We start from the raw sequence: 26,312 nt of genomic DNA on the forward strand, positions 1-26,312 counted from the left end.
GAATCTACAAACGAAGATAACTGTGGTTAGGCTGCCTGCGGAGGGGCGTATCCGTCACGTATCGCCTGTGCCATGATCGCAACATCACGCATCTGACTGACGTCATGAACCCGTATGATTGATGCTCCATGCAAAACTGCAGCGGCAACCGTAGCGGCAGTCCCGAAGATACGCGCATCAACCTTCCGGTCAAGAACAGCTCCGATGAACGATTTCCGGGAGGTGCCCACCAACAGGGGGCAGTCAAATCCAGAGAACTCGGCGAGGCGTCGCAAAATTTCCAGATTCCCCTGGATATCCTTGCCAAAACCGATGCCGGGATCCAGGGCAACTCTGGCACGGGCTATCCCTGCCTTATCACAACGCTCCAGGGCATCCTCAAAAAAAACGGTAATTTCTTTAACCAGGTCGGCGTAGACAGTATTGGTCTGCATTGCATCGGGTCTGCCCCGGGTGTGCATCAACACGACCCCGGCATCGGCAGCGGCAACTACCCCGGCCATCTCAGGGTCAAAGGTCAGGGAACTGATGTCGTTGACGATCTCAGCACCGGCATCCAAGGCTGCTCGTGCCACGCCAGCCTTGTAGGTATCAACGGAAATCGGCACTGACAACCGGGGTGCCAACTTCTCGATAACCGGCAGCACCCGGCTTAGTTCATCTGCTTCCGACAGCGCCTCGGCAAAGGGGCGAGTGCTCTCGCCACCGATGTCGATAATGCCGGCGCCTTCATCGACCATGGCCAAGGCACGATCAACGGCGCGATCGATTGCGAGAAAACTCCCGCCATCCGAGAACGAATCCGGAGTTATATTCAGCACCCCCATGATGCATGGGGGTGCCAGCTCAATAGAGCGGCCAGCAAGTCTCCAGCTTTGCTGAATACCGGAGATCATGCCTCTTGGGGAGCCTCGTCTGCCGGAGCCGCCGGCTGGGTCAGTGGCGTAATCACCGGATTGACGATCTTTTCGACCTCGTCTCCAGTCAGATTCTCTTTCTCGATCAGCTCTTTCGACAGCTTGTGCAGCAGATCGACATGCTCGCTGAGCATCTTCACCACGCGGGAGTAGTTCTCGTCAACGATGCGCCTGATCTCGTTGTCGATCTCCACGGCAGTGGCCTCGCTGAAGTTCTTGTGCATCGCCATGTCGCGGCCGAGGAAAATCGATTCGTCTTTCTTGCCAAAGGTGACCGGCCCCATCTTATCGCTCATCCCCCACTCGCACACCATCTTCCGGGCGATCTCGGTGGCACGTTCAATATCGTTGCCAGCGCCGGTGGTCTTGCTGTTGAAGATGATCTCCTCGGCAGCGCGCCCGCCCATAAGCACGGCGATGCGGTCCAGGAGCGACTCCTTGGTGTAGCTGTGCTTGTCTTCTATCGGCAGCTGCATGGTGACGCCCAGCGCCCTGCCACGCGGAATGATCGAGACCTTGTGGACCGGGTCGGTCCCGGGAATCAGCTTGGCTACAAGGGTGTGGCCGGCCTCGTGATAGGCAGTGTTCTTCTTTTCTTCATCGGAGATCACCATACTGCGGCGCTCCACGCCCATCAGGACCTTGTCCTTGGCATCGTCGAAGTCGATCATCTCGACCACGGTCTTGTTCTTGCGTGCCGCCAGCAGTGCAGCCTCATTGACCACGTTCGAAAGGTCGGCGCCGGAAAATCCGGGGGTTCCCCTGGCGATCACCTCAAGATTTACCTCAGGTGACAGCGGAACTTTTTTGGCGTGTACCTTGAGAATCATCTCGCGCCCCTTGACATCGGGGCGGGGCACGACAACCTGGCGATCAAAACGACCGGGCCGCAGCAGTGCCGGATCCAAAACATCGGGACGGTTGGTTGCCGCTATCAGGATAACCCCTTCGTTGGATTCAAAACCGTCCATCTCTACCAGAAGCTGGTTCAGGGTCTGTTCGCGCTCGTCATGGCCGCCGCCTAAGCCGGCGCCACGATGGCGACCGACCGCATCGATCTCGTCAATGAAGATAATGCAGGGTGCGCTCTTTTTCCCCTGGACAAACAGGTCACGAACCCGGCTGGCGCCGACCCCGACAAACATCTCGACAAAATCGGAACCTGAGATGGAAAAGAACGGCACACCGGCTTCGCCGGCGATTGCCCGGGCCAGCAAGGTCTTACCGGTACCCGGAGGTCCCATCAGCAGCACCCCTTTAGGGATGCGCCCTCCAAGCTTGGTGAACTTCTTGGGATCTTTGAGGAAAGATATGATCTCTTCCAGCTCTTCCTTGGCCTCTTCAATACCGGCAACATCCTCAAAGGTAATCTTTCCCTGGGCCTCGGTCAGCAGCTTTGCCCGGCTCTTGCCGAACGACATCGCCTTGCCGCCGCCGGCCTGCATCTGGCGCATGAAAAATATCCATACCCCGACCAGGAGAATAAGAGGAAACCAGGAGATAAAGATTGAAAACCAGGAAAATTTCTCTTCATCGGGCCGCGCCGAAACAGCGATCTTCTTTTCCAGAAGCTTCGGTGTCAGGTTGGCATCGGCCGGCTTGAAGCTTCTAAACTCCTTGCCATCCGAGAACTTGCCGATAATATCATTCCCCTGGATAATGACCGACGCCACCTTACCGGCATCAACGGCAGTCACAAACTCGCTGTAGTTGAGCCTTTCCTGTGCCGGCTTGGGCTTGTTGAACAGGTTGAAGAGAAGAATCATCATCAAGCTGATAACCAACCAGAGTGCAAGGTTCTTGTAGAACTGGTTCAAGTGCAACCCCCTGTTTAAGTAACGTACGCAGCCGAAGAGATTCGGAAAGCGCCGTGTTTATTGATAAAAACGAGTGGTGAAAAGTACCACAACGGCCATACGTTGACAAGCGTTTAGGCAAGCATAGCAGCATCCGGCGGAAATTCAAGCAGCCGCACCCTCACTGCAAGCCTTTCCGGTATATGCTGCGGAACTGAGCCCCCTTTTCTGAGTCCGGCAACCCAGAAAAGTCTTGCCCCTGAGAAAAACAAGGGAATTCTCTGCCGCGCCGGTCTGGGCACCTTGGCATCGATAAAGATGTCTTTGACCTTCTTGCGCCCCTTCATCCCGCGCGGTTCCAGGCGGTCGCCGGGCAGGAAGCTCCTGACAAGCCATGGGAACGGCAGCTCGGCAAGATTTACGATCAGCTCCAGTCTGCCGTCTTCGCTCGCCGCGACCTGGCCGTCACAGCACTCAACCGCTACCCTGCCGCCGGACGGCAAATCGTAGACACCTTCAGCCATTATCCTTAGTTCACCCGGGACATCCCTGGCAAGCGGCTGCAAGCTGAAGGTCAATACCCGGTAGCAGCGAGTAACGACAAGCCCGCCCGGCAGGTTCAGGCTGCCGTTCGGCGGCCCCTGGAGGAGCAGGCGATCTATCCCCTGGAGATGCCGATATGATATCCGGCGCAGATTGCCGACCAGAAGCTCGATCGCATAACGATAAAGGCGTAACCGCTCCCCTTGGGAATCCTTGCTCACTGCCTCTCCATCGAGAACAGCCTCGTGGTCCGAGCTGCTGCCGACCTCCTGCCATCGTTTGGCAATAGCTGCCGAGAGTATGGCCTCATCCGCAGCCATGATCCCTGCGGTTTCAGCCAGCCGCCGGGCAATGGCCGGGTTGTATTCAGTCAGCAGCGGGAGCAGCTCCAAGCGCACCCTGTTCCGGAGAAATGAGCTGTCACTGTTGCTGCTGTCGGTGCGGAAACCCAGCTTGCGAGAAGTGACAAAACGCTCGATCTCGGAACGCTCCACATCAAGCAGCGGCCGGATATACCTACCGTCAGCTGAACGATGGGACATGCCGGCCAGCCCAGTGGTGCCGCTGCCACGGATCAGCCTGAGGAGTACCGTCTCCGCCTGATCGTCCAGGTGGTGGGCAATGGCAACCACATCTGCCCCGGAAATCCGGGCCACGTCGCTAAAAAAAGCGTAGCGCGCCTCTCGACCTGCCTCTTCCAAGGACAAACCGGTGCGCGCAGCGCGAGCAACAATATCTTCACGGCGGCACTCAAAGGGCACCCCGTACCCCTGGGCCAACAAACTGACAAACGCCTCATCGCCATCAGACTCGTTGCCGCGCAGGGAATGATTCAGGTGTGCCACAATCAGCGAGAGTCCGAGGCTGGTACGTCTCGACACAAGGTAATCAAGCAGCACAATAGAATCAACCCCGCCGGAGACAGCTACGACAACCGTCTGCCCTGGCGAGAGGAGACCATGCGCCTGCACTGTCCGGTCAATCTTTCTGAACAGGGAAGTGTTTGTTTGGTCCATAAATCCGTCTTTATGAAAAAAATTTCGTCGCAACATAGCATATTCGGGCTGCCATGCCTATAGTATCAATTATGGAAACTAACTCGCACCTTGATACGGCAGAACCGGTTGAATGGCTCGCCCTGCCGCCGCTGTCCGACAGATGGCACTCGTTGCCGGCACTTTCTCGAAAACGAGCTGAATCATGGGCTTTGGTTCTGGAATCTCAAGGCATTCCTGGCAGGCTCGAGCGCTACGGCATCCGCTGGAACCTCATGGTCCCTTCAGATCATCTTGAGCATGCCATAAATCAACTCTCGCTCTTTGAAGCGGAAAATATCGGTTGGCCGCCACCGCCGCCAAAACCGAACCCGTTGGTGGAGAACACCCTGGCGTCAGTCTCTGTGCTGCTCCTGTTGGCAACGTTTCACAACTTCACCCTGCTTAACATCCCGATCTTCGGTCATCCACCGCCGGAGTGGTCGCAAATCGGCAGTGCCCAGGCAGCGAGGATTCTTGATGGCGAATGGTGGCGCCTGATCACCGCATTGACCCTTCATGCAAGTTGGCTGCACCTGCTGAGCAACCTGGCCATCGGCGGGGTGTTCATCATCTTTCTCTGCCGGGAACTGGGATCAGGGCTTGCCTGGACCTTGTTGCTGGCATCAGGGGCCATGGGCAACCTCGCCAATGCCCATTTCCACTTGCCAACACACACATCTATCGGCGCCTCAACCCTGGTATTCGGAGGCGTCGGCTTGTTGTCGGCGATAAGCATGATCCGTTACCGGCACCACTTGAAAAGACGCTGGTATGCTCCTGTCGCCGGTGCCATGGCGTTGCTGGCATCACTAGGCACGGAAGGCAACAATACGGACCTGGGCGCTCATTTTTTCGGCTTTTTGTTCGGTTTGCTATTCGGCGTGTTCAGCGGTTACCTGATAGAAAGATATGATCGCCCTGGAAGGAGAGTAAACCAGGGACTTGCTCTGCTGGCTATTGTTACTGTAATCATGTCATGGTGGGCAGCAATCAGGTTTGCAATTTGAAACTAATATAATTGCTGCATTAAACATTTGTTGCTCAACAACAACATGACACAATTTAATTCTATCTGCTACTGTCTCTGTGGCATCGATATTCCACTCCGCATTTTTCAGCAATAACGACAACAAATCATATTAATCGCCGACTATTCAATCAATCGACAACATGTATACTGTCGATAACTGAAAATTATTGACTATCAATCGTTGTTTTGCTACTTGACATACGGTTAATAACCTGTTTAATAAGCGGTATTCAACTCTATCAAAGGAGAATAAATTAATGGCATCAACAATCATCGAAATGGCAGCCGAAATTGTGGCAGCTCATGCCTCAACTACTACGATGAGCTCTGAAGAATTGATTGCAGAACTGCAAAAAGTTCATGCTGCTCTACAGTCTCTTGAAGCTGGCAAAGAGGTTGTCGTGCCTGGAGAAGAAGTAAAACCGGCCATAACAGTAAAAGAAGCCTTCAAGAAGAATGAAGTTATCTGTCTTGTTTGTGGTAAAGGCGGTTTCAAGACACTTACCAGACACCTCAACAGCGCTCATAATATAAAACCAAAAGATTATAAAAAGCAGTTCGGCATTCCGAGCAAGCAACCTCTTTCCGCCAAGAGCCTTACTGACGCAAGAAGAAAAGTCGCTCAGGATCGGGGCTTAGCAAGCAATCTTGCCAAAGCGCGGCAGGTCAGAGCAGCAAATGCAGCTGCGAAAAATGCGAAACCGGCCAAGGCAGCACCAAAGGCAAAAGTAGCCAAACCCAAGAAGTAATATAATTAGCTTTGAGATAAAAGACCGGTGACGCAGGCAATAAGCCCGCTACCACCTACAGGTAAGCCACAATAAACGACAGCCCCCTTTACCGGGGGCTTTATTGTTTCATCATCAACAGGACGTTTTCCGGACCCCATTCAGAACAGAAAACGGCAAAATCCGTGGCCGGCAGCGGTTTGCTGAACAGGAACCCCTGAATGATCCCGCACTGCTTTTCGTAGAGATAATCAAGCTGTTCCTTGCTCTCCACCCCTTCCGCAACCAGATCCATACCCAGCCCGTGGCCCATGGCAATGATCGTGTTTACCACAGCAGCGTCGTTCTTGGTATTGGACATCCGGCGGACAAAGGATTGGTCGATTTTGAGTTCATGTATCGGCAGTCTGCCGAGGTATTCCAGAGAGGAATAGCCGGTTCCGAAATCGTCAAGCGACAGGGTTATGCCCAGACTGGTCAGCGACTCCAGCTTTTCCATGGTTCTGGAACTATCGATCATGATCATGCTTTCGGTCAATTCGAGGCAGAGTTTCCTAGGATCAAGCCCTGACTGCTGCAGTACATGCTGCACGGTGACATCAAGGTCACTGCGCATGAACTGAAGTGCCGAGATATTAACCGATACCCGTAAATCTTTGAGCCCATTTTTCTCCCAGGCCACAGACTGGTTGCAAGCCTCATGCAGCACCCACTCGCCGACTTCCAGAATAAGCCCGGTCTCTTCAAGTACCGGAATAAACTGCGCCGGCGATACAAAGCCATCTGATCCGGTTTTCCACCTGAGCAGCGCTTCCATGCCGATTATTGAGCCAGTATTCAGGCTGATCTGTGGCTGGTAATGAAGTGAAAACTCACCTCGGCTCAAGGCCTTGTGCAGCCGGGTTTCCATGGAAAGCCGGTTTTCCACCTGGATATTCAGTTCACTGGTATAGAATGCAACCGTATTCTTCCCCTGTTTCTTCGCCTCATACATGGCAACTTCGGCATTTTTCAGCAGGTTCTCTACAGACTCCCCGTCCTCCGGATAAGACACCACCCCGACACTGGCGGTTGCCAGAACCTCGGTGCCTTTGACCAGATAGACTTCATTCATCGCCTTCCTGAGAATTTCCGCTTGCTGACGCATATTGTCTGCCACAGATGCAACCTCAGGGATGATCACAAACTGGTTGCCGACAAAGCGGGCGACAAAACTCCCCTCCCCATACAGTTTCTTCAAACGCGCGGCGATCTCCCTGAGCAGAAGATCACCGAATGCGTGACCAAAGGTATCATTGATGAACTTCATGTTATCGATGTCCAGCATCATCAGGGTCGCATAGAGTGATTCAAAGTTCAGCCGGCTCAGATGGGCTTCCAGATAACCCTGGAGATAGTAGCGATTGGGGAGCCCGGTCAGCAGATCGTAATTGGCCTGATAGGCAAGCTGGTCTTCATAGCGTTTGCGTTCGGTTACATCCTCTTTGATGGCCACATAGTCTGTGATGATACCCTTTTCATCTCTGATCGGCGCGATGCTGCACATTTCCCAGAAGAGTTCACCGTTCTTGCGTTTATTGCAGAGCTCGCCCCGCCACTCTTTGCCTTCCTTGATTATGCGCCACAGTTCCTTGTAAAAAGTTTCCGGCTGAACCCCTGACTTGAGGATACTCGGCTTCTGCCCGACCACCTCATCCATTGCATAACCGGTAGTCTCGGTGAATTTCGGATTAACGTATTCAATGGTGCCATTGGTATCGGTTATGATGACAGCGTTCGCACTCTGCTCGACCGCCTTGAACAGCTTGCGGATCTCCGCAGAGCGCTGGGCAACCAGCTGTTCGAGATTCTCATGATACTCCCTGTTCTCGCTGATCAACCGGGCACGCTCCAGACAACGACCGACAATCAGTTCCAGCTCAGCCAGGTCCTGTATCGGTTTGGTGATGTAATCCCAGGCACCAAGCCTGAGTGCTTCAATGGCATCACCGATGATACCTGTGCCTGAAACAACAACTACCGGGAGGTTGTCGTCGATCATGCGCAACGCCTCGATGAACTCGTGCCCCCCCATTCTCGGCATGCGCAGATCGGTAACGACAATATCGGGCCGTTGTTGCCTGATGACATCAAGCCCTTGAACTCCGTCAGCCGCTTCATCAATCAGGAAACCGCAATCCTCGAAATAAACCGCAATGCTGTTGCGGATTGAAGCCTCATCATCGATTGTCAGGAGCCGTAAAGGTTTGCCGCTCATTCCGATTCACCCGCTTTTCCTGCAAGCTTTTTGATTTTTTCCGAGAGAAGTTCCAACCGGATTATCGGTTTGGACATCACATTATCCTGTGAAAACCCGATTTGCAAAAGTTCATCGGACGGTGCGAAGCTCACGCCGCTATGCATTATGAACCGGGTTGCAGGACTTGCCTCATTGGCACGGAGGATCAAGCTTTCGCCATCCATACCGGGCAAACTATAGTCGGTCAGGCAAAGATCATAATTGGCTGTCTCGAGCTTGGTCAGTGCCTCTTCAGCTGAAGCTGCCGACTCGACCCAAAAACCGTCATCTTCAAGGAATGCCGAGATGCTTTCCCGGACCAGCTCATCATCATCAATTATCAGGACCCGAATCGGTGCGTTCATGAACCGCTCTTTTCCACAGGAAGTGAGATAGTGAATCTGGCACCGGCTCCAGGTTCCGACCAGACATCGATAAAACCGTTATGGTTAGAGGTAATTATAGTATACGATACCGACATGCCAAGACCAGTACCCCTGCCGACCTCACGAGTAGTGAAAAATGGCTCGAAGACCCTGCGGCGCACAATTTCCGTCATTCCCGCACCATTGTCCTCGATCTCAACCACGGCAAATCCTTCTTTAAGGCGCGTTCTCATGGTAATGCACGGGTCCGGCTGCTTCGATTCGGATAAGGACTGCGCCGCGTTTTTAATGACACTCAGGATAACCTGTTCGATTTCCGAAACAGTTATCGAAAGTAAGGGCAGGCCAGGGTAAAAATCTTTCTCTACTCTTATTTGTTTAAAATCATAACGTTTTCTCAGGTCGTAATCACTTGCTGCCAACTCCAAAGACTGTTCAAGCACCGTATTCAGGTCCGACAGCTCCTTACGAGACTCGCTCTTGCGGCTAAACTGCAGCATATTGGCAATTATCTTCGAGGCCCGCACGCCACCCTCGCGAATGCTTGAGACAAACCCGATAACACCTCTTTTTTCCAGGTACGTCCTGAGCAACGCCAGATCAATACCAATCTCACTGGCTACCTGCAGATTGGCCGGGATATCCGGAGAGATCCTCCGTTCAATGTTCTGAGCATTTTGCAGAATTGCAGCCAGGGGATTGTTGATCTCATGGGCCGTCCCAGCAGCAAGCCCACCCACCATCAGCATCTTTTCAGACTGCAGCAAAGCCTCCTGAATCCTGGCCTTATCAGTAACATCCTCAAAACGGATGACCGCCCGAGAAGTCTCTCGCGACTTCATGGGGTATATCTGAAAATCGAAAAACCTGTTTTCAAAACCACAGGCAACTGCCAGACGTTCCTTGGCATAAGGCTCTTTCCCGGAAATTACCTGGGAAACAAGTTGCAGTTCGCTTTCAAAGGCCGGCAGTACCTGAATTACCGAAACCCCTTTTGCCTGACTCAGCAAAAAACCGCAGAACTCCTCGGCCAAGCGATTCATCAACTCGATATGCAGCTCGCCGTCAACAACGATGATAGCTGAAGGCAGTGTCTCGATGATTTCCGCAAAAGAACTTTTGAGCTGCGATATCTCGTCGAAAGCGCGCATTCGATCAGAGATATCGCGAAGCGTTCCCTCAACCCCAGCGATTTCGCCCTGCTCGTCATAATAAAGATGGGAGTTGACCGACACCGTAATAATCCGGCTATCCTTATGTCTAAGCAGAAGGTCATAATCCTCCACCGACCCTTTTCTGGAGACTTCGGAAAACAACAGATCTCTTGAGCCTTTTAGAATGCAAAACTCGTCCAAATGCTTGCCAACCACCTCTTCCTGGGAATAACCGAGCATTTTCACCACTGAAGGAGATACCAGACCGACCACCCCTGCCCTGTTTTCCCGGTAAAAAACGTCCTGTATAGATTCAAAAAGATAACGGTATTTTTTCTCGGCATCGGCAAGCTGCCCGATTTCATCCTCAATCCGGTCAGCCATCCGGTTGAATATGTTTGCCAGCGAACCAATTTCATTCTCAGAATTAATCTGTATTCTGGTTGTAAAATTACCTGCGCTGAAATCACGGGCCATCGCAAAGATCGAGGAAAGAGGCTCCAACAACAGACGTGACAGCCCAATGTAAAGCACCAGACAAACAATGAGAATCGGGATTAACGCCTGGAAAAACTCTTCCAAAAGAGCAATTCGCAATTTCTTTACGATCTCTTCATCGTTTAGCAGCAGTTCCACGCTACCGAGTGTCTTGCCCTCTCTGATGACGGCATGAGTATCTATACAGCTGGAGTCATAAACAGGGATATCCTCTTCTTTAAGAATATCGGCTACTTCGTGCTGCGCCCCATCTAACTTGCGCTTGCCGATAATGATAGTACCGTCTGCACTTTTCACGACAATGGCATTGACATCCTCGTCAACCACATTCTGCAACAGCAACTCATTGAGAGAAATCCGGTTCAAATTGCCGAAAGACGCTGAGACCGCACTGGCAATCCGCTCCACCCGTACCTTGGCATAGCGTCTCTGCTCATCAATCAACTGCTTTTGTTCATAAATCAATACCAAGATGCCGCTAAGGATGAGATAAGAGGCAAGACAGACCACCAAGAGAGTGATTATTTCTCTGCTGATCGATCTGGGAGATTCTGAGGTAATGGGCAAGCGAGTCGGTTCCTCGATTAAAGGATCATGAAATGATTAACAGTTTATCAGGCCCCCGGGAATAATCAATGTCAGCACAGATGCAAATCTGCCAGGCTCTTATATAATTGGCAAAGGGACTTGCCGTTTGCATGTCGCTTCTGCCGGGGCCTCAGCTGATACCGGGACTTTCGCACGAGATGAGCATTCGTCCCCGCTAACGGCCTGCCTGAAAAGACTACGAAACAACGAGATGAAATGGAAATCATGACCTGGCATCAGCTGACTACAGAAGAAGCTTTGCTCAAGCTGAATAGCTCACCAACCGGGCTTTCAGCTGAAGAAGCAGCCATCAGGCTTACGCAGTACGGCGCCAACATCATACCTGAGAAAAGCGGTCGCTCCGCCTTCGCAATACTCTTGGCCCAGTTCACCGACCTGTTGATCATCATCCTGATAGTTTCGGCAATCGTAGCGGCATGCATCGGCGATCTCAAGGATGCAATCCCGATTATCGCCATTGTGTTGATAAATGCGGCAATCGGTTTTACCCAGGAGTTCCGGGCAGAGCAGTCCTTGATAGCCCTGAAAAAAATGGCAGGGCAGACGGCAAGGGTTGTCAGGGAGGGCACCCTCAGAAACATCCCGGCAAGGGACCTTGTTCCCGGAGATCTGGTGCTGGTCGAAGCAGGAAGCGTGGTCCCTGCCGATCTGAGGCTGCTTGACACGGCACGCCTGCAAATAGACGAAGCGGCTCTCACCGGCGAATCCGCTCCGGTGGAGAAGACATCACGGGTCCTCACCGACCGGGAACTCCCCCTGGGAGACCGCGTCAACATGGCCTGGCGGGGGACAGTAACCGTTTATGGCCGGGGAACCGGGGTAGTTACCGCAACCGGCACCAAAACCGAGCTGGGCGCAATTGCCACCCTTCTGTCAGAAGGGGTGGAGCCGAAAACTCCGCTGCAGATCCGGTTGGCGCAGTTCGGCAAACGACTGTCCGCTGCGATCCTGATAATCTGCGTCATCCTCTTTGGCGTCGGCATCCAGCGCGGCGAGCCGCTGGTCTTGATGCTCCTTACGGCAATATCTCTTGCGGTAGCGGCAATCCCGGAAGCCCTGCCAGCCGTTGTCACCATTGCCCTCGCCTTTGGAGCACGAAAGATGGCGAACCGGAATGCGCTTGTCCGCCGTCTGCCGGCAGTAGAAACCCTGGGATCGGTCACCTGCATCTGTACCGACAAAACCGGGACCCTGACCATGAACCGCATGGAAGTAACTGAGGTCTGTGTTGACGGCAACCGGCTACCTGCTTCCGCAATCAGTGTTGTCATGCCCGAGCCTGCTGCCCTCCGGCTCAACGACAAACTGACAATTCTCATTACCGCCGCCGTCCTAAACAACGACACTCGCCCCGGGGAAAGCGGAAGCCTGTCCGGCGACCCCACAGAAATTGCCCTGACAACCCTTGCCGAATCCTGCGGTTTTCCGAAAGAAGTACTGGAACAGCGGTTTCCGCGCATTGCCGAACTCCCGTTCGACTCCGACCGAAAACTCATGACCACCTTTCACCGCTGCGGCACAGGCATAGTTTCCTTGACCAAAGGATCGCTGGAAGCAATTGCCGGGCGCAGCCAACCGGAGCAGACATCAGTTGCCGCTGCCGAAGCAATGGCAGCTCAAGGGCTGCGTACCATAGGCTTTGCCGTTCGCTACTGGGACAAACTGCCGGAGCAGATTACCTCGGAGACAGCCGAAGCCGGACTTGCCTTTTTAGGCGTTGCCGGAATCATGGACCCGCCCCGGCCAGAAGCGGCCGAGGCAGTACAACTCTGCAAGAGCGCCGGAATAACCGTGATCATGATTACCGGCGACCATGCCTCGACCGCCACTGCCATTGCCGAAAGTCTCGGCATTGCATCCGCAGACGACCCACCGGCCATCACCGGCAAAGAGCTGGAACAGCTTGCCACCGGCTCACTTGCCGAACTTGCCGCCAGGACAAGGGTCTACGCCAGGGTAGCCCCTTCGCAGAAACTGCAAATCGTAACAGCTTTGCAAGGTCGGGGAGAGTTTGTGGCGATGACCGGCGACGGCGTCAACGATGCCCCTGCGCTGCAGAGAGCCGAGATCGGCATTGCCATGGGGATAACCGGCACCGATGTCGCCAAAGGCGCCGCCGCCATGGTGCTGCTTGACGACAACTTCGCAACCATCGTCGGCGCCATAGAGGAAGGACGGCGCATCTACAGAAACATCCTGCGCTTCATCGTTTATTCACTTACCTCCAATGCCGGCACTATCTGGCTGGTCTTCCTGGCCCCTGTTCTCGGACTGCCACTCCCCCTGCTCCCGGTCCAGATCTTATGGCTGAACCTGCTCTGCGACAGCCTTCCCGGACTTGCCTTGACTGCTGAGCCAGCAACGGAGAACCTGATGCGCCAACCGCCGATCCCTCGCAATGAAGGGATTTTCAGCTGTGGTCGGGGGAGATGGATCATCCTGAACGGCTTAGTCCTCGGCATTACCGGTCTGTGCCTGCAAAAATACGGCATTGCAACAGGCCTCCCCTGGCAGAGCATGGTTTTCACCTATCTTATTCTGTCCCGCATGGCAATGGCGCTGCAGGTCAGGTCCAGACATGAATCTCTGCTCAAAATCGGTATCTTCTCCAATAAACCGTTGATTGCCGCCATTGCAGCAACCGTCATGCTCCAGCTTGTCGTAATCTACCTGCCGTTCATGCAGGAGATTTTCCGTACCGAGGCCCTGGATTGGCGGGCTCTGGCAGCGGTGCTGGCAGGGGCAACCCTTATCCTGGTCACGGGCGAACTGGCCAAATTGGTGCAAAGATGGCTTCATAAAGAAAGAGTCTGATCTATTCCCCTGCCTCCTGATTTCAGTGGCATATTCTAGGTTTTTTTCGTAGATTGAACCAACCAAGAACTCAAGCAAGCAGATAACAGGAGAGCGTCATGACTCAGTGTGCAGGAAAAATTTTCGCGATTTTAGGGGCTACCGTGGCCCTGGTATTATTCGGGCTGGTGCTTCAGTTTGATGCTGCGGCAAACGCAGTAGCCGTATTCCAGATCCAGGGGATCGAATCTGCGCGTTCAGCTGCAGCAGTAAATAAGGCGCTAAGCGAAACCGGAGGGATCTCGTCGGTCAGGATTGATCCGACCAAGGGAATCGCCTTGGCTGTTTTCGACGCCAGGGCAGTCGACCCAAGGAGCGTTGCCGAAGCCATGAACAGAAGAGGCTTTCCATGCCAGATCGTGGACCTGATGACCATGAAAGAGTATAAAACACTGGCTTCAGGCGGTGCAGGATGCAGTACCGGCGGCTGCGGCGACTGCTCCAAGAGCAAGTGACGCAATAAGTTTTGTGTGAATATTGCCTGATAAGTGAAAAAAATATTGACTCGGGTTTCATGCTTTGCTATAAAACGAAACTCGTTGAGCGGGAATAACTCAGTGGTAGAGTGCAACCTTGCCAAGGTTGAAGTCGCGGGTTCGAATCCCGTTTCCCGCTCCATTAAAAACTCAACAATGTTGATTGACTAGAAAGATCAACATGGCGACTGTGCCCGGTACTGTATCTAAACGGTATCGGGTTTTCCTTTTTCCGGGGTGTTAAAAAGTCCTGGCCAAAGTAATTGTAAATCGCTTCAGCATCCTCTTCCAACCCTTCAACGTAGTTCCCGTATACCTCATACACCATCTGCTTTGATGCATGACCCATGAGCTTTACAAGTCGCAGCGGATTAACTCCAATGGTTAGACTCCAGGCGGCGAATGAATGCCGCGCAATGTAGGAGGTCATTGGAGAGATGTTTGCCTGATCTACCGCTTTCTTCCAGACTTTTGCAAAGTCGGTGCTGTGTAGTCTGGTTCCCCTGGAGCTTGTAACAAGGTACGGTGTCGTTGCCCTTTCCGTCAGAATGTCGAGCCGCTTTCTGATTGCCTCGGTGATGTAGATATCACGCTTGCGAAAGGCGGTCTTCATGCTGGTTTTCTCTGCCTTGAGAACATAGGAGGAAGTCAGTCTCAGATATTCACCCTGAATGCTGTCTTTGGTCAGGGCGGAAAGTTCTGAAACAATCATCCCAGTCAGGATCATAAGTTCTGCAATGGGGCGGTAATGATCTTCGAGGTTTTCAAGGAACAGTTGCCAATCATTGAATCTCAGGGCAAGACGTTCTTTCTTCTCTGTCTTTGGCAGCTTCTTGTGGATACCGTCACAAGGGCTTTTGATTACCCACCGGTAATGATCACAGGCATCATTCCAGATTGCGCGGAAGGGAATCAGGATATTGACCTTGCGTGACCGTGAAACCGGTTTACCTTTGTTTGCGCCGGTTTTCCATTTCAACGACTCAGTGAATCGAAACAACTCCTGGCCGGTGATCTGATGGAAGGTCATGTTTCGGAAATATGGCAGAATCCTTTTAATTGATTCTTGATAGTCCCGGTGCTTGGTCGGTGATCCAAAGGTTGGGAAGATGGTCTTCATCCACTCTTTGACGTAATCACCAAAAAGCACTTGATGCGGTTCCGGTCGGTACTCCCTACCCTCCAGGCTTGTGAAGAATGCCTTTTCCTTCTTGGTTGCTCCTGGGAACGCTTCGGCAAATTTGAAGGTCCCTGTTTCGATCCGCTCCATGATCCGGTTGAGGAAATCACGGACTCTTATTTCATTGGCCAGGGTGTCATCAAGTTCGGTTGATCTGATGATCCGGTGGCCGAAGTAGTAAAAATCCACATAGAGCTTTTTTGAATCCTTGCGACGTTTAACACTGCCAATCTCTTTAGCCGGTGTTTCAAGGGCCAGCGTCCCTTTCTTCATCTTCATTTTTTCACCTCATAGGCATTACCCTCCCTCCGGTGCGTCTTAAGTCCAGGAGGGAGAATAACGACATTGCATCACATTATCAATAGTCCAGATTGATACCTGACGAAGCTCCCCGTTTTGCTTTCGGTTTTTTGCTCTTGGGGAATTCCTTCAAGCCAGGTTCAATTCTCTTCCGCGGAGACCGCTTGGGGATCATGAAAGCAAGCGGCCAGTGAAAACGAATAACTCTCCCCAGGCGAAAGTAATGTAACCCTTCATTGAGAGTGCCGGACTTCAGCCAGGAGAAAATAGTGGTCCGTGACACCTGGAGCCTTAGTGCAAGCTGTTCGATGGTCAAGAGGTCGTCTGCTTCATTCATGGTCATCCCCTCCGAACGAGCCACGAAAACTCAAGCGGATAACCCGCTTCTGATACTCACTGGCAAATTTCTCGTCACTGCTCTTTTCAAAGATCATCTGGAAGAGGTCAACAATTGCCTTTTTTCTATCATTTATCCCCCGGTATGCGGCAACGCTCACCATCCTTCCCATGATATGCGCCAGGATGTTTTGAATCGGTTCCACCTCGTCGTTTTTATAGATACGTTTGATGCCTATGGAATCCCCGAACTCTCCACGGCAATTCTGGACAGACAGCCACCAGGGGTGAATAGTGCGGCGTTCTGCCTTGTCATTGTCAGGTAGGCGCAGCGAGAACCATTCACCGGCAAGATACTCCCATACAGAGCCGATCTTTTGCCAGAGGTCATCAAGGGTCATGATGCGGAACTGTTTCAAGACAGGGCGCCGAAGTTGAAACTCTACCCGCCAAACAATAGCATCCTGATCGACTTCCCAGAGGTTGCGAAACCATTGCTTGTTGTTCTTGGCAATCTCTTTTGATTTGTCATAAATGCGTAATCGAATCGGACAGGAAGGAGAGCCGCAATAATAGGTTTCCAGAACGGGGCCGGTATGAATGGAATTGATCTTGTGACTTCTGGAAACTCGGTGTTGTTCCAGGAAGGGGAAAGACAAACCGGCATCCATTCTGAAATCGGCGCAAAGGTCAACACGGCTTGGCTGTATCCGGTCTATTGTCCCGCCGTAACTGGAAAGGTCATACTCCAGAAGTTCAAGGATCGTTTCAAGCTCGACGTGCCAGAGTGTTGAAGCATTGATGGACACATAGACGTTTGGAGATTTGCCAGGAGAGGCAGATTTGCCGAGAAAGATATGGTATTCGGGGAATTGAAGGTGAAAGCGGTAATTGGGAGCTTTACCGCCAGGGAGAATAAGGAACGAGCGGCCAAGGTCTGTTTGTTCGGTTATGCCGGTTGTACCCTGGGCCATTTCCTTTTTGCTGTTGAAGAAAGGGAGGGTGACCTTTTCCCAGAGAGCATCCCAGGTGACATAAAGACCCAAATCAAGAGAATCTATCCCACATAGAAGGAACTTGGAATTTCCATCAAATGGGTTTTGAGCATGGCGTGTTACAGACTCCGCCATGCTCGTGACAACAGGCTCCGCAGCCGCGGAACCGGCAGAGCCGGAAACCGTGGCCGCTCCGCCTGTCGTTTCCAGGGTTACAGTTGAACCTTCTTTATCCGGTAATGTTGAATTGCTTGTGTTGGTGCTTTTCGATTTCATGTGATCCTCCAGAGATTTGATTTTCTCTAAAGTCACATGAAGTCAGCGGGAGGGATCGGACACGAAAGTCAGATTTAATTGTCCGACACAAAAACATTTCGCCATAAGTTTCGATCTGGGGAAAGTGCACGGGCGAGTGCGTCAGGTGTTTTGGGGAGGTCTTCGAACAGCTTACCTTTACTATCGAAGTCGAATGCTTCGATCAGTTCAAATAAATCCTGTGGGGTTAGCGGTTTTTCTGTTAAATGAGAAAGTGTTGAAATTAAGCCGACTTGTGAAAGAAGGATGTTTTTTCGGGAGTTGTGACCTTTTGGGGGTGAGGTCGCAGCAGTCAACAATTTTCGGTATTTGGAAGAAGAGTGGTTGAACCGATAAGCGATTATCTGTTTACCAATCATTGGATCATGCAGCATTAGTTGATCGAGGCGAAGTAGATTTTCTAAAGCAGAAAAATCTCCCTGCCTGGCTCTCCGATATAAGTAAGTCGGTGACGTTCTGTAAAGAGCCCAGCAAGGAACCGCAACGAATAGATAAAATGCAAGTTCAAGCGGAGATTCGGTGAGAAGCTTGGACATTCTTCTTTTCACAGCTTGTTTGAGTGGGAGTTGATTGAATTCATCCTCAAGGTCTTTCTCTGATGCAGTGAGAACCATGTCAAGTAAGTTCTTGGCTTGCTCAATTTCTTCTGGTGACGGTGGATTAGGCCTCTTATGTTTTGATTGATTCTTCTGATTTGATAGTTCTTTGAGCAGTTCGGAAAAGGATTGAATAATATTTTTCCCATAGACTGCCGACCAGATATCTTTTACCAACTGAATGTTTTTCTTATGGGAACGATAAAGAGCAAACCAATATTTTAGACGAGGCATGGGAAACTTTTGACTTGCGAACCGACGAAGCTTGATTGAGTGAAAGTCATCTGACATATCTTGAACGGTTGACACAAGGTGTGCAGCAAATATTCTGATGATGTATGGTTTGTCTTTCCCCCAATTATGAACTGCAAGCATACGGACTCCTTGAATGAAATCAAGGATAGTATAACTTGCCAGGGGGATATTGCACCCCGCCCACAGGAAAACGGGGGAGCCGAGCGCTCCACTTTGGCGCGCTCCCCCTACTCGCTGCGCTCGTTTTCATGTGGACGGTTCAGTTGATAATGAACTTGCAGGGGAATGAGAAAGAATGTAAAAAGTAATTAATGTATTTTCAAGCCCCTGTATTACTGAAACGGGGAAAACAGACAGAAGCAGATAATTGCAATGGAGTTTTGAGCATTTTCTGCTAATTGTCGTGTGATAATAGTATAATGGAGGTATATAACGTGAAAAAACTTCTTAGAATTGCATTTGTTGTTATGGCGTTATTTGTCTTTTTTTGCGGAACTTCTTACGGTGGGGCTGACGAATTGATGAAACTGGTAGAAAATAGGTCGTTTTGGTCAACCTACAAGTGGGGAACTTTGGAAGAAAGTGAATTGTATCAGTTAACAAAGTGGTCATTAAGAGGAATGACTAAAAGTGGGGATTATATATTTCATAAATACATCACAGACGAAAATATTCCTTATTTTAATACAAGAATGAGCATATTTGTGAATAGTAATAATAATCAGATAATATCATATGATATTTATCCTGATTTTAATGAAACTACAACTCCAGATGATTACAATAGGTTGGTAAATTGGTGTAATGAAAAATATGGAAATGCAAGTGGTGAAAAGAAATATACAAGAACAAATAATGGACTAACTCTCAATAAAACTACTTCAGACTGGGTATTGGATAACACAACAATAACAGTCTCGATTCAAAACAATCTAAGCCAAGGTAAAGATTCAATAGGATTCATTACTACTCTATCTTTTAAAAAGAATGAAAGTAATTAAATGGGTTGGCTTGGAATCAAGATACAAAAAAGCAAAATTTCAACAAGAAAATTAGATGGGAAGAAAAGCCAGCCAGGTCAACTTCTGCACCACTATAGTAAATGATACTCTTCCCAGTGACCAAATTTGTCCGCGACGGGGAGCCATAACATATTTTAACCGTACCCATGCCGTTGCTTTTCCGGTTGAATCACCGTTTATCAGGATGTACTTAATTGGACTTAAGACGCACTCGTAAGGGCTTGCAATATTTTGAATTTAGCTTGTTTTACAGCCTGTTATCCATTTGACTTTATTAGTCTTTTAGCCGTTCGAATCCCGTTTCCCGCTCCAAAATTTGAAACCCCGGTAGCTTTTCAGCTACCGGGGTTTTGTTATTCTGGGCAACAAGGAATGGGCGGCACTTGAGCTTCGCTTCGACACCGTTCATTCCAAGGTATTCAGTCCTGTGACCAGATTTATATCCGATGGAAACCCAACATTTTTTCAACCCCTCTCATGTTTTTTACCGAATTGCAGATATAATCAACATTAATAAAATCATAAGGAGGGCAGTTAATGAAAAAGGTATTGTTCGCTATTTTATTATTGAGCGCAGGCACAGGTTGTCAACCAGCTAATATTTCTTCAGTAATGAGAGGATCAGACCACGAGAACGCATCAATGGAAACTCGGTGCGAACCTAGCGACATGAGGGATGCATCCGAAATGAAACAGGTGCTTTCAAAATATGATGGTTGGAGAATGGTTTATCTTTCAGAATATACAACTGGAAACAGATTTGGGACCGTCGGGGTCATGTGTTTTGAACGGCCAAAGAAATAGAAGCCATTTTATCTTAGCTCAAATTTGGGGAATCGAAAATATAACCGTTCCCAGACCGTTGCTATTCAGGTTGCATTGCAATTAATCAGGGTGTACTTAATTGGACTTAAGACGCACTCGCAAAGGATTGTAATATTTTGAGAATTTAGCTTAGTGCACAGGCTATTATCCACTCAATTTTATTGGACTTTTAGCCACTTGAATCCCGTTTCCCACTCCAAAGATTAAAGAAGGCTCCGGTACATTGCCGGAGCCTTCTGAGTATTACCTCTGCTGCAGATGCCAATGAAGCTGTTACGGATGCTAGTCGGAGTTAACCTGTCGAAGTAAACTGGAGTTAGCAGCAACTGGAGAGAATCATTCGGTTGCGTGTAAAACTGACGGTCCCATATGGGGGTTATTGCCAGGAAAACGCAGTCATGGCAATAGCCCCGAAGGTGTAGGCATCATGTAACACCCGGCCCACCCCGCCACCACCCAGTGAAACAAAGAACGGCAGAAAGTGTTCCGGGGTGGGATGGTTCTGCAAAGCATGGGGGCCACGGTTTGTATAGTCAAGCAGGTCATCAGTACGCCCCTCGATAACACAGGTCTTCAACCAGGTGGTAAACTCCTGAGCGTATGGTAATAGCGTCGCATCCAGTTTTCGGCCAAAGAAATCCCGGAGATTGTGGGTTGCCGATCCACTGGCAATTATAAGCACCTCATCATCCAATAACGGTTGTAGTGCCTTACCCATTGCCAGGTGGTGCTCCGGTTCCAGGTGTGGTTGGACAGAAAGTTGCACCAATGGGATATCGGCCTCCGGGTACATCAACATGAGTGGCACCCAGGCGCCGTGGTCATAACCGCGGGACATATCCGTCTCGCCCGGTATCCCCTGAGAATGAAGCAGAGCCAGCACCCGCTTTGCCAGAGCCGGATCGCCGGGCGCAGGATACTTCAGGGAGTATAGTTCGTCAGGGAACCCGCCAAAATCATAGATTGTGGACGGTTGCGGATGCATGGTCACCCGTGGTTCTTGCGTTGTCCAATGGGCAGATACGCAGACAATCCCTTTTGGGTGGCCGATATCCTTACCCAATCTCTGCAAAAAGTCTCGTGTCGGGCAATTTTCTATGATCAAGCTCGGTGCACCATGCGATACAAAAAGCGTTGGGAATTTTTTTGTCATGTGCGTTCCTCCATTAACCTGGCACCGGCCCTGTCTGCGGCAATCAACTCTTCCGGGCTAGTGTCGATCCTGCTCTCGAAGCTGGTTCCGGTAACGCTGCCGGGTCAAGATTCCAAGCCACACTGCAGGTAGTCACGTCCCCATTCGCACATCTGCTCAAGGATTGGGTAAATGCTTCTCCCCTTTTCAGTAAGTGAATATTCAACCTTTGGCGGAACCTGGGGATACACCTCCCGATGAACAAGCCCATCGGCTTCCAACTCACGAAGCTGCTGGGTCAGCATCTTTCGGGTAGTATCGGAAAACTGGCGTTGCAAGTCGGAAAAGCGCATCGTTTCCTGCGCCAGATGCCATAAAATTGATGCCTTCCATTTGCCCCCTACAACCGCAAGAGTCACATCGATGCCGCACTTATACTCTTTCTCCCTGTACAGCATAAGGTCTGTTGTGTTTTGATTCGATTGCATAATCATTCCTTGCGCACACAGTTCCCATTTGGTAACTATGTACTTTATAAGGTACTACGTTTCATAAAAGTACGTTATTGACGTTTAAGCGCCTATGAATAAATATAGCGCAAATGATTACCAAAGAAAAGTGTACCGTTGCATAGAATCTTATTAAGGAGGAGTTCATATGAAAGTAGTGGCTTTTAACGGTAGCCCCAATAAAGAAGGCAATACCTGGCATGCGCTGAAAATGGTAACTGCCGAACTGGAAAAAGAAGGGATTGAGACCGAAATCATCCATGTCGGCAACAAGGCTATCAGAGGCTGTGTCGCCTGCTATCAGTGCGTAAAGAACAAGAACGAGCAGTGTGTGCTGCCGGGTGATGCAGTCAACGAGTGGATCCAGAAGATGAAGCAGGCGGACGGAATCATCCTGGGTTCCCCGGTGCATTACTCAGCCATCGGGGGAACCATGAAATCCTTTCTGGACCGTGCCTTCTTCGTTACCGGTGTCAATGACGCAATGCTCCGCCACAAGGTAGGCACATCGGTGGTTGCGGTGAGGCGATCCGGTGGCTTGCCTACCTTTGACCAGTTGAACAACTTCCTGAATTATGCAGAAATGCTGCTACCGACCTCAAACTATTGGAACGTGATTCACGGCAGAGCACCAGGTGAAGTTACCCAAGACCTTGAGGGAGTCCAGATCATGCGGGTGCTGGGAAAGAATATGGCTTGGCTTCTGAAGCTGGTTGAACACGGCAAAGGGGCTATCACCCCACCAGAGCGCGAAGCAAAGACGTTCTTTAGCTTTATTCACTAGAAAGGAGTTTCAGGTGATTGATTTTCAAGTCAACCAGCAGCAATGTATCAAGTGCGGCAAGTGTGTCACTGATTGTCCGGCACGAATCATCTCGAAGGAAGGTGGGTGCCCTTTTATCGCCCAGGAAAAGGAAGCGCGGTGTTACCGATGCCAGCACTGCTTTACCGTCTGCCCGACCGGAGCAATATCCATCCTGGGGCTTGCCCCGGAAAAGAGTCTGTCATTGACCGGCAATATGCCAGATGCTGACCAGCTTGAGCTGCTGATCAAAGGGCGCAGGGCTGTAAGGCAATACAAGCCGGAGAATCTGGAACCGGAGCTGCTGCAACGGTTGCTTGACGTGGCCTGTTACGCGCCATCCGGCATGAATGCCCGGCAGGTGCATTTTACCGTCGTTGATGACCGCGAAAAACTGGCAAAGCTGCGCAATGAGGTAATGGCCGGACTGGGCAAGATCGTTAAGGAAAACAGGCTACCGGAAGGAATGGAGTTCTTTGCCGAGTTTTATCGTGCGTGGGATGAACACGGCATAGATATCCTCTTTCGTGGTGCCCCGCATCTTCTGCTGGCATCGGCCCCACAAAACATTGTGACCCCGGTTCAGGACTGCCTGATAGCGCTAACCACATTCGAGATATTTGCCCAGACGCTTGGCGTTGGTACTGTCTGGGATGGTCTGGCAAAATGGGCAATCAATGACTTAATGCCTGAGTTCCGCACCAGCCTGGGGATTCCTGACGGCCATGTGGTAGGGTATGCAATGGCATTCGGCAAACCGGCAGTACAGTATGCCCGGACAGCCCAGCACGGCCCTCCACCTATTCATCGTTATGTTGGGTAATGGTTGTTACCATTATCGGGGCTAATGGCCCGCTTCCAAACCTAGAAATCCCGGCAGCTTTAAGCTACCGGGATTTTGTTATTTCTGGGGATTATTAGAACTGGGCATTGCCTGGAGTTTGCTCTGCCAGGTGCCCTGCACTGTTGCGTATCAAGGTGCGTAAGCCGGCGGGTACCTAGTCATCCTTAATTCAGGGAGGTAAGCCCTTCTCTTATGGCATATTTTGTCAGTTCGGCAACACTGTAGAGGTTCAGTTTCTTCATAATGGCGTGCCGGTGGACTTCGATGGTCTTGATACTGACCACAAATTGCGATGCGATGTCCTTAGTGCTCTTGCCATCGGCTATCAACTGAATGATTTCCCGTTCACGGTTGGTGAGGGACTCGAAGGTCAAAGGGAGTCTGTCCGGAATCCTCTGCAAATAATCCTTGATGATCAGCTCGGTAATCCTTGGCCCGAGATAGGTCTCATTGTCGGCCACGATCCTTACAGCATCGGCAAGTTCGCTGAACGGGGCATCCTTAAGAATGTAGCCATTGGCCCCGGAATCAAGCACCTCCACGATGAACCGTCGGTCTGACTCCATGGAAAGAGCCAGTACTTTAACGTCTCCTCTAGCTTCCCGGATTTGCTTCGTCGCTTCGATTCCGTTCATCTCGGGCATCGATATATCCATGATCACGACATCAGGCGACAGCTCCCGGGCAAGACGGATCGCTTCGATCCCGTTTCCCGCCTCGCCGACAACGGTCATATCGGCTTCTTTTTCGATAAGTGAACGCAACCCTTCACGGAATATGGCATGGTCATCCACCAGCAGTATTTTGATTCTCATCAGATCAATTCTCCTCTGTTCAGGCGATTGGGGCTGCTATTGTTACAATAGTACCAGCTCCGGGAGCAGAAACAATGGTAAGCGTCCCCCCCAGAAACTCTATTCTCTTCTGCGAGTTGAAGATCCCGAATCCTCCGGATTTTGGCTGCAACAGGGTTGATTTGGCTAGTTCAAACCCTTTGCCATTGTCTTCTACAGTTACCACGATCATCTGGTCTTTTCTTGCAATTGTGATACTGGCCTGTTTCGTGCCGGCATGCTTTGTAATGTTCAGCAGCAGTTCTCTCACGATCTGGAAGATCGTGGAGCGTGTTTCGTAGGTCAGCGGGATCGGGCTGGTGTCATTAGTTATGGCTGTTTTCAGGCCGTAATTCCCCTCAAACTCTTCGCCAAGCCACTTCAAGGCAGCCTCAAGACCGGCGTTTGCAAGTATCGGCGGCCGCATCTGGAAAGTAAGCGACCTGATATCCTGAACCGCCCGGTCTATCAACGCCTCAACTTCCACAGTTGTCGGTTCGCATTCGCATGAACCATTAGCCGCTATCATCGAGTTCAGTTTCATCTTTCCCAGCAGCAGGGTCGGCGCAACCTGATCATGGAGCTCACCGGCAATCCGGCATCTCTCCCGCTCCTCGGCAATGGACAGTTCAGCCGCCATCGCTGAAATTATGTCTCTCTGCGTTATTAATCCTTGCTCAAGCGCCTTCCGCTCGGAGATGTCCCTCATAAAGCATTGCAGACTGCCGTCGGGCATCTGCTTGATCCGCATCTCCACAAAGGCGGTCGATCCGCCCTTTCTGGGCAGAGGGCTTTCGAGCGTGACGGTATTCCCTTCTGTTGGCAGAGCAAACGAAAACGGAGGGTTTTCGTTATTCGGGCTCAATAATTGATACAAGGTCATCTGTTCCATCTCGCTACCGGCAAGTCCGGTAATTTCGCAGGCCCTGTCGTTAAAACTGAGGATGCGCCCGTTGTTGTCCAGAATGAATATTCCATCAACGGCGAGATCGATTATGGCTTGCAGCCGCTCACTGCTCAGTTTCTCAGCGTAATGAGCGGCGTCAAGTCGCTTTTTAGCCAGCAAATAATAGCTAATCACCAGTGACAGGGAGGTGCCGCAGATGATTATGAACAGCCAGGTGGCCAGTTTCGCCTGGCTGATTAACTTTCTTGATTTCTTCACCAGCAGTATCCCGGCGTCCTTACCGAAGATATCGGGCACTAACGCGTAGCCGGTAATGGAGTCACTGTCGTCAATGGTAATCTGAATCGCGTCCTTGTTAGCCAGCTTGGCCCTTAATCGTGAATAATTATCTCCTGCCTGAGCTGCAGAGTTGATAAAAGTGAGGTTGTGCTGGATCAGAGAGCCTAGCCGCTTGATCTCTGGTTTGTCCAGAAAACGGCCGATAACCAGCGCCCCGTTAACCGGTCCTTTGTATTCGCTGGTAAGGATCGGGCGGGACACAATCAGCAGAGTGCCTTCAGGTATTGACAGCAGACCGGTAACAGTATGCTCTGGCGAGTTATGAGTTAGAAGAGTGGACCCTGGTGACAGGTATTTCAGCAGGCTATCAGGGACAGGCTTTTGGCTATTGGCATGGAAGTCGTGCCCTCGAGAGAAGAGCATTTTACCGTCTTTGTTGAAGATGAAAAAGAAATTGAAGCGGAGTTTTGAATAAAACGACTCGCCAAGCCCGTTTTTAACAAACTGACTATTTTCGTCTTGAGCAAACTTGTATGTTTCGTCCCATCCTGAATAATCCCCTGCCGTTGTGCTCAACTGCTGAGTTTCGGCATTCAGGATGTTAAGCGATTGCCGAAGGTCATTTATCAGCTCCTCCCGCTCAATAAGGGCAAAGCTTTTAAAGGCTATTACCGGCAACCCAATACAGAGAATTGCAATGATGCAGACAACACCAAACACTGACCCGACACGAATCTTCATGCGCCCTTTCCACTGCCCTGGGTAGAGTCTTGCCCTACTCAGATTTTACTAGCACATAGCTTCCCCTTTGTGAAGGGCAATCAGCTCTGATGTTGTCCTACGTTAGTAAAATTCAGTTAATAGTTGTGCATGAGCC

At 50.8% G+C, this 26,312-nt stretch carries 22 protein-coding genes and 1 tRNA gene; 9 read left to right on the top strand and 14 right to left on the bottom strand.

The genetic code is table 11. From position 1 onward, the window contains the following. Window positions 1–26 precede the first annotated feature (26 nt). The 3 genes from folP to tilS form a co-directional block, all read right to left on the bottom strand. Window positions 27–896 (bottom strand): dihydropteroate synthase, encoded by an 870-nt coding sequence (folP, locus tag KI809_RS09815; protein ID WP_214171359.1) that lies wholly within the window; start codon window positions 894–896, stop codon window positions 27–29. Beyond that, complete coding sequence (gene ftsH, locus KI809_RS09820) at window positions 893–2,734, bottom strand: ATP-dependent zinc metalloprotease FtsH (protein ID WP_214171360.1); 1,842 nt, start codon at window positions 2,732–2,734, stop codon at window positions 893–895. Before ftsH ends, folP begins: the two co-directional genes overlap by 4 nt. Before the next feature lie 113 nt (window positions 2,735–2,847). Then, a complete protein-coding gene (gene tilS / locus KI809_RS09825; RefSeq protein ID WP_214171361.1) occupies window positions 2,848–4,272 on the bottom strand; it encodes a tRNA lysidine(34) synthetase TilS in 1,425 nt (474 codons plus the stop codon). A gap of 53 nt (window positions 4,273–4,325) precedes the next feature. On the opposite strand from tilS, the gene KI809_RS09830 reads away from it, so the two are divergent. Both KI809_RS09830 and KI809_RS09835 read left to right on the top strand, forming a co-directional pair. Then, on the top strand, window positions 4,326–5,300 hold the full coding sequence (locus tag KI809_RS09830; RefSeq protein WP_246559333.1) for a rhomboid family intramembrane serine protease: 975 nt from the start codon (window positions 4,326–4,328) through the stop codon (window positions 5,298–5,300). 280 nt (window positions 5,301–5,580) lie between these two features. After that, window positions 5,581–6,072, top strand: a complete 492-nt coding sequence (locus KI809_RS09835; protein ID WP_214171362.1) for a Ros/MucR family transcriptional regulator — start codon at window positions 5,581–5,583, stop codon at window positions 6,070–6,072. 100 nt (window positions 6,073–6,172) lie between these two features. On the opposite strand, the gene KI809_RS09840 is transcribed toward KI809_RS09835, so the two are convergent. The 3 genes from KI809_RS09840 to KI809_RS09850 are packed head-to-tail and all read right to left on the bottom strand — an operon-like array spanning window position 6,173 to window position 10,934. Continuing rightward, on the bottom strand, window positions 6,173–8,308 hold the full coding sequence (locus tag KI809_RS09840) for a putative bifunctional diguanylate cyclase/phosphodiesterase (protein WP_214171363.1): 2,136 nt from the start codon (window positions 8,306–8,308) through the stop codon (window positions 6,173–6,175). After that, on the bottom strand, window positions 8,305–8,694 hold the full coding sequence (locus KI809_RS09845) for a response regulator (RefSeq protein WP_214171364.1): 390 nt from the start codon (window positions 8,692–8,694) through the stop codon (window positions 8,305–8,307). The genes KI809_RS09840 and KI809_RS09845 overlap by 4 nt, the downstream gene beginning before the upstream one ends. Continuing rightward, entirely contained in the window at window positions 8,691–10,934 is a 2,244-nt protein-coding gene (locus tag KI809_RS09850; RefSeq protein WP_214171365.1) for a PAS domain S-box protein, read from the bottom strand. Before KI809_RS09850 ends, KI809_RS09845 begins: the two co-directional genes overlap by 4 nt. Window positions 10,935–11,171: 237 nt before the next feature. On the opposite strand from KI809_RS09850, the gene KI809_RS09855 reads away from it, so the two are divergent. From KI809_RS09855 to KI809_RS09865, 3 genes are all read left to right on the top strand, one after another. Beyond that, entirely contained in the window at window positions 11,172–13,790 is a 2,619-nt protein-coding gene (locus KI809_RS09855) for a cation-translocating P-type ATPase (RefSeq protein ID WP_246559334.1), read from the top strand. A gap of 98 nt (window positions 13,791–13,888) precedes the next feature. Continuing rightward, window positions 13,889–14,284: a heavy-metal-associated domain-containing protein gene (locus tag KI809_RS09860; RefSeq protein WP_214171366.1), complete on the top strand. Its 396-nt coding sequence runs from the start codon at window positions 13,889–13,891 to the stop codon at window positions 14,282–14,284. 88 nt (window positions 14,285–14,372) lie between these two features. Further along, window positions 14,373–14,447: transfer RNA gene (locus KI809_RS09865), tRNA-Gly, on the top strand. Here KI809_RS09865 and KI809_RS09870 read toward each other — a convergent pair. The 4 genes from KI809_RS09870 to KI809_RS09885 all read right to left on the bottom strand — a co-directional run bounded on the left by KI809_RS09870 (window position 14,448) and on the right by KI809_RS09885 (window position 18,402). Further along, window positions 14,448–15,764 carry an Arm DNA-binding domain-containing protein gene (locus KI809_RS09870; protein WP_214171367.1) on the bottom strand — a complete coding sequence of 439 codons (1,317 nt, stop codon included), beginning with the start codon at window positions 15,762–15,764 and terminating at the stop codon, window positions 14,448–14,450. It lies immediately after the preceding tRNA gene. 79 nt (window positions 15,765–15,843) lie between these two features. Beyond that, on the bottom strand, window positions 15,844–16,122 hold the full coding sequence (locus KI809_RS09875; protein WP_214171368.1) for a helix-turn-helix domain-containing protein: 279 nt from the start codon (window positions 16,120–16,122) through the stop codon (window positions 15,844–15,846). Beyond that, on the bottom strand, window positions 16,115–17,392 hold the full coding sequence (locus tag KI809_RS09880; RefSeq protein WP_246559335.1) for a plasmid replication initiation factor: 1,278 nt from the start codon (window positions 17,390–17,392) through the stop codon (window positions 16,115–16,117). Before KI809_RS09880 ends, KI809_RS09875 begins: the two co-directional genes overlap by 8 nt. 74 nt (window positions 17,393–17,466) lie before the next feature. Continuing rightward, window positions 17,467–18,402: a hypothetical protein gene (locus tag KI809_RS09885; protein WP_214171369.1), complete on the bottom strand. Its 936-nt coding sequence runs from the start codon at window positions 18,400–18,402 to the stop codon at window positions 17,467–17,469. A 314-nt stretch (window positions 18,403–18,716) separates the two neighbouring features. Here KI809_RS09885 and KI809_RS09890 point away from each other — a divergent pair, with 314 nt between their 5' ends. Together KI809_RS09890 and KI809_RS09895 are read left to right on the top strand one after the other, a co-directional pair. Then, complete coding sequence (locus tag KI809_RS09890) at window positions 18,717–19,283, top strand: hypothetical protein (protein WP_214171370.1); 567 nt, start codon at window positions 18,717–18,719, stop codon at window positions 19,281–19,283. A 558-nt stretch (window positions 19,284–19,841) separates the two neighbouring features. Beyond that, complete coding sequence (locus KI809_RS09895; protein WP_214171371.1) at window positions 19,842–20,108, top strand: hypothetical protein; 267 nt, start codon at window positions 19,842–19,844, stop codon at window positions 20,106–20,108. 397 nt (window positions 20,109–20,505) lie between these two features. Here KI809_RS09895 and KI809_RS09900 read toward each other — a convergent pair whose 3' ends face one another. Together KI809_RS09900 and KI809_RS09905 are read right to left on the bottom strand one after the other, a co-directional pair. Continuing rightward, the gene (locus KI809_RS09900; RefSeq protein ID WP_214171372.1) at window positions 20,506–21,282 is read right to left on the bottom strand and encodes a DODA-type extradiol aromatic ring-opening family dioxygenase; all 777 of its coding nucleotides are present in this window, start codon (window positions 21,280–21,282) and stop codon (window positions 20,506–20,508) included. A 104-nt stretch (window positions 21,283–21,386) separates the two neighbouring features. Then, the gene (locus tag KI809_RS09905) at window positions 21,387–21,749 is read right to left on the bottom strand and encodes a winged helix-turn-helix transcriptional regulator (protein WP_281416889.1); all 363 of its coding nucleotides are present in this window, start codon (window positions 21,747–21,749) and stop codon (window positions 21,387–21,389) included. 169 nt (window positions 21,750–21,918) lie between these two features. Between KI809_RS09905 and KI809_RS09910 the strand changes: the two genes are divergently transcribed. Together KI809_RS09910 and KI809_RS09915 are read left to right on the top strand one after the other, a co-directional pair. Further along, complete coding sequence (locus KI809_RS09910) at window positions 21,919–22,554, top strand: flavodoxin family protein (RefSeq protein ID WP_214171373.1); 636 nt, start codon at window positions 21,919–21,921, stop codon at window positions 22,552–22,554. Between the two features lie 13 nt (window positions 22,555–22,567). Continuing rightward, window positions 22,568–23,395 carry a nitroreductase family protein gene (locus KI809_RS09915; RefSeq protein ID WP_214171374.1) on the top strand — a complete coding sequence of 276 codons (828 nt, stop codon included), beginning with the start codon at window positions 22,568–22,570 and terminating at the stop codon, window positions 23,393–23,395. A 185-nt stretch (window positions 23,396–23,580) separates the two neighbouring features. On the opposite strand, the gene KI809_RS09920 is transcribed toward KI809_RS09915, so the two are convergent. Then, window positions 23,581–24,231: a response regulator gene (locus tag KI809_RS09920; RefSeq protein ID WP_214171375.1), complete on the bottom strand. Its 651-nt coding sequence runs from the start codon at window positions 24,229–24,231 to the stop codon at window positions 23,581–23,583. Between the two features lie 19 nt (window positions 24,232–24,250). Beyond that, the gene (locus tag KI809_RS09925; protein WP_214171376.1) at window positions 24,251–26,176 is read right to left on the bottom strand and encodes a CHASE4 domain-containing protein; all 1,926 of its coding nucleotides are present in this window, start codon (window positions 26,174–26,176) and stop codon (window positions 24,251–24,253) included. Between the last annotated feature and the right edge of the window lie 136 nt (window positions 26,177–26,312).

Origin of the sequence: Geoanaerobacter pelophilus, assembly GCF_018476885.1 — a bacterium.
In the GTDB taxonomy this organism is placed as follows: domain Bacteria; phylum Desulfobacterota; class Desulfuromonadia; order Geobacterales; family DSM-12255; genus Geoanaerobacter; species Geoanaerobacter pelophilus.

Bases quoted from the DNA above. Each gene is read 5' to 3' on its own strand.
- folP (WP_214171359.1), bottom strand. From the start codon at position 896: ATGATCTCCGGTATTCAGCAAAGCTGGAGACTTGCTGGCCGCTCTATT.
- tilS (WP_214171361.1), bottom strand. From the start codon at position 4,272: ATGGACCAAACAAACACTTCCCTGTTCAGAAAGATTGACCGGACAGTG.
- KI809_RS09830 (WP_246559333.1), top strand. From the start codon at position 4,326: ATGCCTATAGTATCAATTATGGAAACTAACTCGCACCTTGATACGGCA.
- KI809_RS09835 (WP_214171362.1), top strand. From the start codon at position 5,581: ATGGCATCAACAATCATCGAAATGGCAGCCGAAATTGTGGCAGCTCAT.
- KI809_RS09840 (WP_214171363.1), bottom strand. From the start codon at position 8,308: ATGAGCGGCAAACCTTTACGGCTCCTGACAATCGATGATGAGGCTTCA.
- KI809_RS09845 (WP_214171364.1), bottom strand. From the start codon at position 8,694: ATGAACGCACCGATTCGGGTCCTGATAATTGATGATGATGAGCTGGTC.
- KI809_RS09855 (WP_246559334.1), top strand. From the start codon at position 11,172: ATGGAAATCATGACCTGGCATCAGCTGACTACAGAAGAAGCTTTGCTC.
- KI809_RS09860 (WP_214171366.1), top strand. From the start codon at position 13,889: ATGACTCAGTGTGCAGGAAAAATTTTCGCGATTTTAGGGGCTACCGTG.
- KI809_RS09870 (WP_214171367.1), bottom strand. From the start codon at position 15,764: ATGAAGATGAAGAAAGGGACGCTGGCCCTTGAAACACCGGCTAAAGAG.
- KI809_RS09875 (WP_214171368.1), bottom strand. From the start codon at position 16,122: ATGAATGAAGCAGACGACCTCTTGACCATCGAACAGCTTGCACTAAGG.
- KI809_RS09880 (WP_246559335.1), bottom strand. From the start codon at position 17,392: ATGAAATCGAAAAGCACCAACACAAGCAATTCAACATTACCGGATAAA.
- KI809_RS09885 (WP_214171369.1), bottom strand. From the start codon at position 18,402: ATGCTTGCAGTTCATAATTGGGGGAAAGACAAACCATACATCATCAGA.
- KI809_RS09895 (WP_214171371.1), top strand. From the start codon at position 19,842: ATGAAAAAGGTATTGTTCGCTATTTTATTATTGAGCGCAGGCACAGGT.
- KI809_RS09900 (WP_214171372.1), bottom strand. From the start codon at position 21,282: ATGACAAAAAAATTCCCAACGCTTTTTGTATCGCATGGTGCACCGAGC.
- KI809_RS09905 (WP_281416889.1), bottom strand. From the start codon at position 21,749: ATGCAATCGAATCAAAACACAACAGACCTTATGCTGTACAGGGAGAAA.
- KI809_RS09910 (WP_214171373.1), top strand. From the start codon at position 21,919: ATGAAAGTAGTGGCTTTTAACGGTAGCCCCAATAAAGAAGGCAATACC.
- KI809_RS09920 (WP_214171375.1), bottom strand. From the start codon at position 24,231: ATGAGAATCAAAATACTGCTGGTGGATGACCATGCCATATTCCGTGAA.
- KI809_RS09925 (WP_214171376.1), bottom strand. From the start codon at position 26,176: ATGAAGATTCGTGTCGGGTCAGTGTTTGGTGTTGTCTGCATCATTGCA.